At 69.2% G+C, this 12129-nt stretch carries 11 protein-coding genes; 7 read left to right on the forward strand and 4 right to left on the reverse strand.

From position 1 onward, the window contains the following. Positions 1-217: 217 nt before the first annotated feature. The 6 genes from J5T34_RS23220 to J5T34_RS23245 all read left to right on the forward strand — a co-directional run bounded on the left by J5T34_RS23220 (position 218) and on the right by J5T34_RS23245 (position 6817). Entirely contained in the window at positions 218-1822 is a 1605-nt protein-coding gene (locus J5T34_RS23220) for a 3'-5' exonuclease family protein (RefSeq protein WP_208583260.1), read from the forward strand. A 122-nt stretch (positions 1823-1944) separates the two neighbouring features. Continuing rightward, positions 1945-2406, forward strand: a complete 462-nt coding sequence (locus tag J5T34_RS23225; RefSeq protein ID WP_244259204.1) for a hypothetical protein — start codon at positions 1945-1947, stop codon at positions 2404-2406. Positions 2407-2847: 441 nt separating this feature from the next. Then, the gene (locus tag J5T34_RS23230; protein WP_244259205.1) at positions 2848-3891 is read left to right on the forward strand and encodes an ABC transporter substrate-binding protein; all 1044 of its coding nucleotides are present in this window, start codon (positions 2848-2850) and stop codon (positions 3889-3891) included. A gap of 92 nt (positions 3892-3983) precedes the next feature. Then, positions 3984-5021, forward strand: a complete 1038-nt coding sequence (locus J5T34_RS23235; protein WP_208583261.1) for an aromatic ring-hydroxylating oxygenase subunit alpha — start codon at positions 3984-3986, stop codon at positions 5019-5021. A 108-nt stretch (positions 5022-5129) separates the two neighbouring features. After that, positions 5130-5990, forward strand: a complete 861-nt coding sequence (locus J5T34_RS23240; protein WP_208583352.1) for an ABC transporter ATP-binding protein — start codon at positions 5130-5132, stop codon at positions 5988-5990. A 32-nt stretch (positions 5991-6022) separates the two neighbouring features. Then, entirely contained in the window at positions 6023-6817 is a 795-nt protein-coding gene (locus J5T34_RS23245) for an ABC transporter permease (RefSeq protein WP_208583262.1), read from the forward strand. A gap of 247 nt (positions 6818-7064) precedes the next feature. Here J5T34_RS23245 and J5T34_RS23250 read toward each other — a convergent pair whose 3' ends face one another. Then, positions 7065-8063: a pyridoxamine 5'-phosphate oxidase family protein gene (locus tag J5T34_RS23250; RefSeq protein WP_208583263.1), complete on the reverse strand. Its 999-nt coding sequence runs from the start codon at positions 8061-8063 to the stop codon at positions 7065-7067. A gap of 39 nt (positions 8064-8102) precedes the next feature. Continuing rightward, entirely contained in the window at positions 8103-8744 is a 642-nt protein-coding gene (locus J5T34_RS23255) for a glutathione S-transferase family protein (RefSeq protein ID WP_208583264.1), read from the reverse strand. A 120-nt stretch (positions 8745-8864) separates the two neighbouring features. Between J5T34_RS23255 and J5T34_RS23260 the strand changes: the two genes are divergently transcribed. Then, entirely contained in the window at positions 8865-9755 is an 891-nt protein-coding gene (locus J5T34_RS23260; protein WP_208583265.1) for a LysR family transcriptional regulator, read from the forward strand. Between the two features lie 31 nt (positions 9756-9786). Here the strand turns inward: J5T34_RS23260 and J5T34_RS23265 are convergent, their stop codons facing one another. Continuing rightward, a complete protein-coding gene (locus J5T34_RS23265) occupies positions 9787-10737 on the reverse strand; it encodes a Bug family tripartite tricarboxylate transporter substrate binding protein (protein WP_244259214.1) in 951 nt (316 codons plus the stop codon). Between the two features lie 61 nt (positions 10738-10798). Next, entirely contained in the window at positions 10799-12112 is a 1314-nt protein-coding gene (locus J5T34_RS23270) for a DUF1254 domain-containing protein (RefSeq protein ID WP_208583267.1), read from the reverse strand. Positions 12113-12129 lie beyond the last annotated feature (17 nt).

Consider the following 12129-nt stretch of genomic DNA (forward strand, 5'->3'; position numbering starts at 1 on the left):
GTTTGTCAGCACTTTCTGCCGCGGCGCCAGCACCGCAGCGCCTTTGCCTTCCCTGCCAACCCCGCCGCCGTTCGGCTGCGAGGGGGCGAATATTAAGGGAGCGTGACAGCCAATGCAAGCGCTTTTTTGCAGACCCGACGAACCGGCTCGCGGCAGCGCATCGATCACTTACCTGCCAACCCGGCGCCCCGGTCTCGGTGGCGCTTAGAATCGCTGGATGCCCGATCTGCCCAGCCCTCAAGACCAGCCCACTTATCTAGCCGAGCGCCTGCCCGCGGACGCGCCGGGCCAGCTCGACGCCGCCACGCTGGCATCCGCGCTGGCCCGGCCCATCGTCTTCGTCGACCTCGAGACCACCGGCACGGACGCCCAGCGCGACCGCATCACCGAGATCGGCGTGGTCGAGGTCGGCCCGGACGGCGTGACCGAGTGGGACACGCTGCTGGACCCCGGTTGCGCGATCCCGCCGTTCATCCAGCGCATGACCGGCATCACCGAACAGATGGTGCGCGGGCAGCCGACTTTCGAGACGTTGGCGGAAAGCCTGGCGGAGCGGCTGCAAGGCAAGCTGTTCGTCGCCCACAACGCCCGCTTCGACTACGGCTTCCTGAAGCAGTCGTTCAGCCGCGCCGGCATTACGTTCCGCGCGGACGTGCTCTGCACCGTGCGGCTGTCGCGCGCGCTGTTCCCCTCGGTGGAGCGCCACGGGCTCGATGCCTTGATCGCGCGCTTCGGCCTGCAACCGAAAGGCCGGCACCGCGCGCTCGCCGACGCCGAACTGCTGTGGCAGTTCTGGCAGCAGGTGCACGGACTCTATTCGGTGGAGCTGGTCGAGTCGACCATCGCCTCGCTGGTCAAGCGCGCCAGTCTGCCGGCAGGACTCGAGGAGACCGCGCTCGACGATGTCCCGCAGGCGCCCGGCGTCTATCTGTTCCATGGCGACAACGACGCGCCGCTCTATGTCGGCAAGAGCGTCAACCTGCGCCAGCGAATCGGCGCGCATTTCTCCGGCGACTATCGCTATGCGAAGGACCTGCGGCTATCGCGTGCGGTGCGGCGGGTCGAATGGCGCGAGACCGGCGGCGAGATCGGCGCGCTGCTGCAGGAGGCGCTGCTGGTCAAGCAGCTGGAGCCGGTGCACAACACGCTGCTGCGGCGCAAGGGGCCGCTGTTCGCGTGGGAACTGCCGGACGGCCTGATGGCGCCGCGCTTGCGTTCGGACCGCGATACCGATTTCAGCCGGCATCGCGGCCTGTTCGCCGTCGCCGCCAGCCGCGCCGGCGCGTACAGCCGCCTGCGCGAGCTTGCCGAGCAGCACGGCCTCTGTCAGGCCACGCTGACGCTGGAACAGCGCGGCCGGATCGGAACCCCGTGTTTTGCGCGGCAGCTTCATCGATGCGCCGGCGCCTGCGTGGGCGCCGAGCCGCTGCGCGCGCATCGGGAGCGGCTGGCCGACGCGCTGCGTCCGCTGGCGATCGCACCGTGGCCGTTCGCCGGCCCGATCGCCTGGCGCGAGCAGAACCACGCGCGCGCCCAATGGCATGTCATCGACAACTGGTGCTATCTCGGTTCCGTTGCCTCGCTGGCAGAGGCCGCGACGCTGCTGGGCGAGCCGGCCCGCTTCGATCTGGACAGCTATCAGATCCTGGCGCCGCATCATGAGCGGCTGCTTGCCGAGGCCATCGTGCTGCCTCGTCCGTCGACCTTCGCGCTGCGTCCGTGCGAGCCGGTCTTCGGCGCGCGGCGGGACAGCGCGGCCGGGCCGGCACGGCCCAGACGCGTCCCTGCCGCGCAGACACCGCTGCCGCTGTTCGAGTTCTGAACCGCGGCCATGGATCCGCGCCGGCCGCGCTAGTCTGTACGCCAGCGCACACTGCCGCCTTGGCAATGCGTGGCCGGTCGCATAGCCTGCGTCGTAACGGAACAGCCGCAGCGGGAGCCGCCATGCCTTCGATTCGTGCCTCATCCCGGCCGCATGCACCGGCCTCGCGCTGGCGCTCGCACGCCGCCTGGCTCGCCACCGCGGCGGTTGCCGTCACCGCGCCGTTCGGCTGCGCCAGCCCGCAGACCGGCGCGATGCAGTCGATCATCGACTCGTGGCGTGCGACACCGATCGATCGCGCCAGGACGCAATGGGGCCCGCCGACTGCCGTGCAGCCGCTGGCCAACGGTACCGCCTACGTATGGACCGACGAATTCCCGCGTGCGCAAGCGCCCGGCAGCGGACCGCGCGAAGCGCGCGCGCCGACCGACCCCGCGCCCGCCACGGTAGGCCGCTGCCAGCGCCGCTTGATTGCCGGCGCCGATGGCATCGTCCAGGGCGGCGACTGGAGCGGCGACAGCTGCTGCCTGACCACTGCCTTCGGCCGATGCGCGGCGCTGCTCAATCGCCAGCCCAAGCGTTGAACCTCACAGGATCGCGCCCCAGACGTTGACCCGCACCGGATCGCATCACGCTGCACCAAAGCCGCGATCCGATGCAAACCCCGGCGCCCACAGTTGGCGCACCGGACCTGATCCAGGCCACCTCGCACGCCGATCTCGCGTGGCATGCCTCTTGCGAGATTCCCCTCCGAGTAGAAGCGGTTAGCGCCGACGCATCGCCATCGCAGGCCGATGCCCCCGGCGCGGGACATTGCTCTCACGACCACCGGTCGTCACCGGCAGCGCCATGCGCGCGCCGCGTGTTGAACCCGGCCGCCACGGCCGCGAACGAGAGAGAGCGCACACGATGTCCCGTCCCTGCCACGCCTTCCCGTCCCATCGCCACGCCATGCCGCGCCCGCCCTGAGCGCCGGTGCCGCCCACGTTCGCCCCTCCCCCTTTGACGACGACACCACCGACCCCATGAACACGTCGCACTCTGCTCCCGCGCTGGCGGCCGAGAACGCATCGGCCACCGCTCCGCACCGTTCACGCCGACGCCTGCTGGCAGGCGCACTGGCAGCCGCCGCACTGACCATCGCCCCGGCGGCCGCCTTTGCCGCCGACAAGGTCACCTTCCTGACGTCCTGGTATGCGCAGGCCGAGCACGGCGGCTTCTATCAGGCGGTGGCCGAGGGCATCTACAAGAAGCATGGCCTCGACGTGACCATCCGCATGGGCGGACCGCAGGTCAACGGCATGCAGATCCTGACCAGCGGCCAGGCCGACTTCCTGATGGGCTACGACCTGCAGGTGCTCAAGAGCATCGAGCAGGGCGTGCCGGTGACCACGGTCGGCGCCTCGTTCCAGAGCGATCTGCAAGGGATGATGACGCACGACGACGTCAATGGTCTCGCCGATCTGAAGACCCGTACCGTGCTGGTCTCGACCTCGGGGCGTACCACCTGGTGGCCGTGGCTGAAGGCGAAGTACCAGCTCGACGAGACGCAGTCGCGCGTCTACACCTTCAACCTGCAGCCGTTCTTCGCCGACCGCAACACCGCGCAGCAGGCCTACGCCTCGTCGGAGGTGTTCGCCGCGGAGAAGGCCGGCGTCAGGACGCGCTTCTTCCTGTTCGCCAACGATGGCTATCCACCCTACGGCACCACCATCGTGACGATGCAGAAGACCGTCAAGGACAAGCCCGATCTGGTCGCGCGCTTCGTGCGGGCATCGATGGAAGGCTGGAAGAGCTATCTGGCCAATCCTGCCCCGGCCAACGCGCTGATCAAGCGGGACAACCCCAACATGAAGGACGACCAGCTGGCCTGGGGTCTGGCCAAACTGAAGGAATACCGGCTGGTCGACGGCGGCGACGCGGCGCGCCACGGGATCGGCGTGATGACCGACGCGCGCTGGCAGAAGACGCGCGACTTCATGGTCGGCGCCGGCCTGCTGAAGGCCGACACCGACTGGAAGCCGGCCTACACCACGCAGTTCGTCAGGGATCTGAAGGTCATGCCCTGAGCCGCGTCCCCACGCCATCGAACGCCTTCGCCACCACCGTTCAACCCGAACCCCGGCGCCATCGCGCGCCTTTCGCATTCCGAGGATTCACCATGCTGGTCACCCGACAACCCGTGTTGCGCCGCTTCTGGTACGCGCTGATGCCGGTCTCGATGCTTGACGACGGCCCCAGGCCCTTCACGCTGCTCGGCGAGAACCTGGTGCTGTGGAAACGCCCCGACGGTTCCGTGGCCGCGTTGCAGGACCGCTGCTGCCACCGCACCGCGAAGCTCTCCAAGGGCTGGGTCAATGAGCGCGGCGACATCGTCTGCGGCTATCACGGCTGGGAGTACGACTGCTCCGGCGCCTGCGTGCGGATTCCGCAGGCGCCCGACAGCCGGGTGCCGGCGGGCGCCCGCGTGCCGGCCTATCGCGCCGAGCAGAAATACGGCTACGTGTGGGTGGCGCTGGACGATCCGCTGCAGCCGATTCCCGATTTCCCGGAAGAGGGCGACCCGGCCTATCGCCGCATCCTGCAGTACTACGAGCAATGGAACACCAGTCCGCTGCGCGTGATGGAGAACGCGTTCGACAACTCGCACTTCAGCTTCGTGCATCGCGCCAACTTCGGTATCGCCGACCAGCCCAGGCCGGAGAAATACGAGCTGAAGCAGCGCGAATGGGGCTTCGAGGCCGAGACGCTGGTGCCGATCCGCAATATCGAAGCGGGCCATCGCGTGACGGGCACCACCGAGCCGACCACCTACCGGCATATGTTCAACCGCTGGGACATGCCGTTCACGCGCCGCTTCGGCTGCATCTATCCGGCCAGCGGACGCCATCACATCATCTACAACTGCGCGACGCCGATCGACGACAAGACCGTGATGCTGTCGCAATGGCTTTATCGCAACGACCGCGAGGAAGACTGCTCGACCGAGGAGCTGATCGCCTGGGACGCGCCCATCGTCGCCGAGGATCGCGAGATTCTCGAGGCCACGGACTACGACGCCTGCATCGATACGCGACGCCGCGTCGAGTTCCACATGGAGTCCGACAAGCCGGGCCTGCTGATGCGCAGGATGCTGCTGGACCTGCTGGACCGGCACGGCGAGAAGGAAGTGTTCCGCGTGCCCGTCGTCAGCGGCTGAACGCCTCGGCACGCGGCCACGCCCTACCGCAGACAACCGGAGACCCCCATGTCCGCCCTGTTTCGCGTTCGTCCCGGCACCCCATCGTCGGCGCATGCCGGCATCGCCATGCCGATCGGTCCCGCAACGGCGGGGCCGATCGACACCCACGCCGCCGACGCGCCGATCCTGTTCGCCAACCAGGTCGAGAAGACCTACCCCAACGGCACCGTGGCGCTTGAGCGTGTCAGGCTGTCGATCCGGCCCGGCGAATTCGTCTCGCTGCTGGGCCCGTCCGGCTGCGGCAAGAGCACGCTGCTGAAGCTGTTTGCCCGGCTGGAAGCGCCGTCGGCCGGCCATCTGCGCTGGTGGGGCGAAGGCGCGCTGCCGGGCGCAAAGCCCGCTGCCGCGGCCGACGCCGGCGCGCGCCGCACGCTGGCGATGGTGTTCCAGGAAGCGACGCTGATGCCGTGGGCGAAGGTCGCCGACAACGTGCGGCTGCCGCTCGATCTGGCGCGCATGCCGCGCGATCAGGCCGACGAGCGCGTGACACGTGCGCTGGCGCTGGTCGGGCTGTCCCAGTTCGGCCAGGTCTATCCGCGCGAGCTGTCGGGCGGCATGCAGATGCGCGTGTCGATCGCGCGGGCGCTGGCGACCGACCCGGATCTGCTGCTGATGGACGAGCCCTTCGGCGCGCTCGACGAATTTACGCGCAACCGGCTCGACGCCGATCTGCGGGCGCTGTGGGCCGAGCGCCGCCTGACCGTGGTGTTCGTCACGCACAGCATCTACGAGGCGGTCTATCTGTCGAGCCGCGTGGTCGTGATGGCGGCGCGGCCGGGCCGCGTGATCGCCGACGTGGCGATCGACGGTCCCACGGTACGCGACGAGGCCTACCGCGTTTCCGCGGAGTTCATGCAGCACTGCGCGCGGCTGTCGGCGCTGCTGACGCAGGCCAACACCGGCGTCGCACCGGCCGATCCCGCGTAACCGAAATCCAGGCGTATCGAAGGAGTCCGATCATGGCATCCCCCCTGCTGTCGCGTCCCGCCGTACAGCGCATTGCCGCGCCGCTGGCCGTCGGCGCGCTGATGTTGCTGGCCTGGCAGGCCGTCTGCGTCTGGCTCGACGTGCCGCCGTATCTGGTGCCGACGCCGTCGGCGATCGCCCGCACTCTGGTCGAGGACTGGTCGCTGCTGTCCGGCTCGCTCTGGGTGACGCTGCGCATCACGATGCTGGCGTTCGCGCTGGCCGTCGTGCTGGGCACCGCAGCGGCCTTCGTGTTCGTGCAGAGCCGGCTGCTCGAAGCCAGCCTGTTTCCCTACGCGATCCTGCTGCAGGTCACGCCGGTGGTCGCCATCGCGCCGCTGATCATCATCTGGGTCAAGGAACCCACGATGGCGCTGGTCATCTGCGCCACCATGGTCGCCATCTTTCCGATCATCTCGAACACGGTGCTCGGGCTGCGCAGCGTCAATCCCGGCCTGCTGAACCTGTTCCGCATCAACCGCGCCACGCGCTGGGACACGCTGCGCCGACTGCGCGTGCCCAGCGCACTGCCGTATTTCTTCGGCGGACTGCGCATCAGCTGCGGCCTGGCGTTGATCGGCGCAGTGGTGGCCGAGTTCGTCGCCGGCACCGGCGGTACCGGCGCAGGGCTTGCCTATCAGATCCTGCAGGCCGGCTTCGCGCTCAATATCCCCCGCCTGTTCGCCGCGCTGGTGCTGATCACGGTGACCGGCGTGCTGCTGTTCGGCGCGATGGTGATGCTGTCGCGGCTGGCGCTGTCGCATTGGCACGAAAGCGAGCTGGCATGACACTGAACCTGCCTTCCGTCGGGAGTAGATCGGACGGGGCCCATGGTGTTCTCCCTCTCCCCCTGTAAAGGGGGAGAGGGTTGGGGAGAGGGGGGCGATGTCCAGCGGCGATCGCATGGAAAACGCCGTTGCCCTCTCCCCTGCCCCTCTCCCGCAAGCGGGAGAGGGGAAAGCCAGCGCCCACCCGTCGTGGAAGGATGACCTGCTACTACGGCAACGCGCACAACGTGATGGCGACGCCCACCAATCAATGCTGATCGCCGGTCGAGGCCGGCCACTCGCCGGTCTCGGCCAGCACCGGCGACACGCTGACGAGCCGCGCGCGCAGCGGCAGTACGCCCGGCCGCCGGATCGCCTGCTCCACCTGCATCCGCACCAGCCGCTCGGCACCGGCGTACGCCTCGACTTCGGGACCCTCCCAGACGATCTCCGCGCGCACCGCCACATGCAGCAGCGTGCCCGTCTCCCAATCGACGAACAGCAGGCCCCCGCGCGGATTGGCGACCAGGTTGCCGATCGTGTTGAAGTAGGCGTTGCCGTTGAAGTCCGGCATCACCAGCGTGCGATCGCCGTCCACCCGCACGAAGCCCGGCTTGCCGCCGCGATGCGAGACATCGGCGCCGCCGCTGTGCGGCGCGTCCGGTTCGCTGTGATGGGTGGCGATGAAGAGCGTATCGGCGCGCCGCACCAGCTCGATCGCGTCGTCGTCGAGCCGGTCCAATACCTCCGGTGCAGGCAGAGCTTCGTCCGCAGCGATCGATGACGGCCCGGCAGGCTGCAATTCGCGCTGCTGGATATAGCGTGGGCAATTGCCGAAGCTCTGCCGCACCTCCAGCGTGAAGCCGTCCGCGTCGCGCTGGGCGACCACGCCATTGAGGCGGTTGCGCCGACGGGTCGGCAATTCGATGCCGAGCAGACCCAGGTCGGCGCCATCGCGCAGGGCATTGTCCAGCGGATCGCCTGGCAGCGGCAGCGCATCGACGCGCAGCGCGAACGGATCGGGCGCATAGGCGAATCCCGGCGAGCCGACCAGCATCGTCGCCCAGACGCCGCCATCGCCGGTGCGGGCGCCGGCCAGCAGAAACGGCAATTGCGCGAAGAACAGCCGATGCTGCTCCGGCATTTCACCGCGTACGATGCGACGGCCCACCGCCTCCATCTTCTCGCGCTTGCCTGCTCGCTCTTGCGCGAGCTGTTCACCGCGGTGGAAGGGCGAGCCTTCGTGAGGCCAGGTCGGCAGTTCCATGAGCGCTCCGGGATGGTGTGGTCAATCCGATGAAAGGAATCAGGCCGCAGCCTTGGCGACCGGCATCGGCACGAAGCGCGGCAGCGCTTCGACGCGGGCCAGCCAGGCGCGGATCGCCGGATACGGGGCCAGGCTGATGCCGCCCTCTTCGGCTCGGGCGATGTAGGCATAGGCGGCGACATCGGCCAGCGTGGCATCCGGGCCCACCAGGAAGGCCGATGCGGCCAGCAGCGGTTCCATCGCCGTGAACAGCCGTTCGGCCTGCCGGCGGGCATCGTCGACGGGCACGTCCATGCCGAACAGGCCCGCGAGCCGCGCCCGGGCCGGGCCGAAGGCGATCTCGCCGGCGGCGACCGACAGCCAGCGCTGCACCGCGGCGGCCTTGACCGGATCGCGCGGCAGCCACCGGCCCGCTTCGTCGTAGCGCAGCGCCAGATACACCAGGATCGCGTTGGAGTCGGCGATCACGGTGCCGTTGTCGTCGAGCACCGGAATCTGCCCGAACGGGTTCAGGCGCAGGAACGGCTCGCGCTTGTGCTCGCCGCCGCGGACGTTGACCAGCTCGCAGCGGTAGGGCAGATCGAGCAGCGACAGCATCAGCTCCACACGATGGCAATGGCCCGACATCGGCGTGTGATACAGCACCAGCGGGGCGGCGGGACGGGAAGATGCAGCGGACATGGTCGGCTCCGTTTCATTGCAGAAGGGGTTGCGAATGCCCGCATTGTGGTCCGCGACCGGTCCGCAATAAAGATCGCCGAAGGTATTTGACTACTCCAATAAATGGAGTAATGTCGCGCGATGGACAAACTTCGCGCGATGCAAACCTTCGTCCGGATCGTCGACAAGGGCAGCCTGACCGCCGCAGCGGCGTCGCTCGGCACCTCGCTGCCGGCGGTGGTGCGCACGCTGGCCGCGCTGGAGGCGCATCTGCAGGTACGGCTGCTGAACCGCACCACGCGCCGGCTGGCGCTGACCGAGGACGGCGGCAGCTATCTCGACAGCTGCCGCCGCATCCTGGCCACCATCGACGAGGTCGAGGCCGGACTGACCACGCGCCAGGTCGAGCTCGCCGGCAACCTGACGGTGACCGCGCCGGTGCTGTTCGGCCAGATGTATGTGGCGCCGGCGGTCACCCGCTTCGTGCAGCACTATCCGGCCGTCCATTGCACGCTGAATTTCGTCGACCGCGTGGTCGATCTGCTCGAGGAAGGCGTCGATGTCGGCGTGCGGATCGGGCCGCTGCGCGACTCGACGCTGATCGCCCAGCCGGTCGGGCGGATCCGCCGCGTGGTGGTCGCCACGCCGGCATTCCTGCGCAAGCATGGCGTGCCGCGCCATCCCGAGGGTCTGGCGCAGGCGCGCTGCCTGCGCTTCAGCGGCGGGAGCTCGCACTGGTGGACGTTCCGGCAAGGCGAGCGGGTGTTCCAGGTACCGGTCAGCGGCAATCTGGAATTCAACCAGGTCGCCCCGGCGGTGGCGGCCTGCGCGGCGGGCGCCGGCTTCGGCCACTTCCTGTCCTACCAGGTCGCGCCGCTGGTTGCGGACAAGACGCTGCGCATCGTGCTGGAGGACTACGAGCTGCCGGCGTGGCCGCTGTCGATCATCTATCCGCACGCGCGGATGCTGCCGGCACGCACGCGCGCGCTGATCGACTGGATCAAGGCCGACCTGGCGCCGCGCTTTCCGTAGCGGTATCCGCCCGAGTCTTCCGAAGACCCCGCTACTCCAGCACCAATCCGGTCCGCCGGATCAGCTCGCCCCATTTGCGGACCTCGCCGTCGATGAACTGGCCGAAGGCCGCGCTGCCCATCGGCTCCGGCTGCAGGCCGAGCCCGTGCAGCTTCGCGCGAACGGCCGGATCGGCAAACACCGCGCTGGCATCGCGATTGAGCTGGCGCACGATCGCGTCCGGCGTGCCGGCCGGCGCCACCAGGCCGAACCAGCCGTAGCCGACCACGCCGGCATGGCCTTGCTCGGCGAAGGTCGGCGCGTCCGGATACACCGGGCTGCGCTGCTCCGACGCGACCGCCAGCACGCGCAGCTTGCCAGCCTTGATGAACGGCAGCGCCGAGGTAATGGCAGTGAGGGTGGCATCGACCCGTCCCGCCAGCAGCTCGGTATAGGCGGTGGCGTCGCCCTTGTAATGCACGGTCAGCGCCTTGAAGCCGGCCTGCGCGGCGAACAGCTCGCCGGTCAGATGCGGGCCGGAGCCGATGCCGGGCGAGGCCAGGGTGATGCCGTCCTTCTTCTCGCGCGCGAGCTTGACGAAGTCCGCCAGCGTGCGCGCCGGCGACGATGCATTGACGATCAGGAAGATCGGCCCGACCACGCGCGGGCCGACCGGCTTGAAATCCTTCGCGACGTCGTAGCGCTGCTTCAGGCCCGCCGCCGTATTGATGGCAAACGGCGCGGCCGCCCACAGCAGCGTGTAGCCGTCGGGCGCGGCATGCGCGACCAGCTCGTTGGCGACGCGCGTGCCGGCGCCGGGCCGGTTCTCGACCACGAACTGCTGGCCGTACTTGTGGCTCAGCGCGTCGGCCAGCACACGCGCCGAGGTGTCGTTGGAACCGCCGGCGCCATAGGGCGAGATCAGCTTGACGGGACGCGAGGGGTAGCTGTCCGCATGGGCCAGCGGGCCGACGGCCAGGCCGACGCCGACCAGCACCCACATCAGCCAGTGCCTGGCGAGCCGGCCGCCGCGAAAGAAGGTGGAGCGCATCATGGCGGCCTCCTCAGGAGATCCGCCGCACGGGCGGAATGACATACTGGCCCGCCATGAAGGCGGGGCTCGGATGATAGAGCCGCAGGATCAGGTAGAACGGTCCGGCCGGCGCCGGCAGCCAGTTGTCGATCGAAGCGGGACGTGCGTGCGAGAGGGTGATCGCCAGGCTGCCGTCGGCCTCGTAGCGCAGGCCCGGCGTGCGGTCGCCGATCGCATGGCGGCCGATCGCGTTGGCGGTGAAGAAGCGGTCCTCGCCATACAGCGACACCGACCAGAATGCCTGCGCCGGCGGCAAATGGCCGGCAGGGAAGCGCAGCTCGTAGGTGCCGGCACCGGACAGCGGCTGCCCGTCGGCATCGAAATCGGCCATCGCGTAGACGGCCTCGTCGGCGCGCAGCGCACCGAGCCCCTTCATCGCAGTGGTGGCCCGCAGCAGCCAGTCGTCGCCGTACAGCCCCAGCTTCAGGCTGTAGCCCCAGCTCTTGCGCCCCTGGCTGCGCGTATGCGCCTCGATCAGCTGCATGCCCTGGCGATACGCGCTGACAAGCCCGGCCTGCACCGCCGGGCGCAGCGCGGCGATCTCGACGTCGTCCTCGAGCCGGATGCCGAGGCGCCGCAGCAGCGTCAGCAGGCCCCGTTCCTCGGCCGACGGCGGAAATTCGCGCAGCGCCTGGAACAGGTTGTGGAAGAAGTCGAGCGCGGCGTCCCCGGTGTCGCGCCACAGCCGTACGCATTGCGGCTGCCGGCCGATCGCCGGCGCATCGAGCCGGAAGCCCCGCTCGAACGCATGCGCCGCCGGCAGGTCCCGCTCGCCCTGCACCAGCACGCGGCCGAGCAGCCAGACCAGCGAGGTCGGACAGGCCACGGCGTAGGCAGCGCTGGCCCGCTGGCCCGGGCCGACGAGCTGCACCGCCGCGCCGTCCGCGGGCACGATCCGCGGCCCGAGGTTCTCGAAGTTGTTGGTATGCGCGTCGAGCAGCTCGACCACGTAGTAGCGATCCGGCTCGGTCAGCGGTGGCACGTGCAGCGTCACGGGGCCGTCGGTCAGATCGACCCAGCCGCAGAAGTACAGCAGGTCGTTGGCCGGCGTGACGATGTCGCGGTCCTCGTGCGTCCATTGGCGCGTGCTGGCCGACAACACGTTGACCGGGGCCCGGCCGTAGCCGGTGGCAGCCTCGACCGAGGTCTGCAGGCGGCAGGTGCGCAGCGTTTCGATCAGCGGGTAGCCGTAGATCACCAGTGGCAGCGCGGCGGCGGCGGTCAGGGCCTGTTGGGGATTGTCGTAGACAGGGGCGGAAAAGATGGGGCTGGCGGGATGGTTCATGTCGTGTGCTCGCTCGG

Origin of the sequence: Cupriavidus gilardii (assembly GCF_017598945.1) — a bacterium.
In the GTDB taxonomy this organism is placed as follows: domain Bacteria; phylum Pseudomonadota; class Gammaproteobacteria; order Burkholderiales; family Burkholderiaceae; genus Cupriavidus; species Cupriavidus gilardii_E.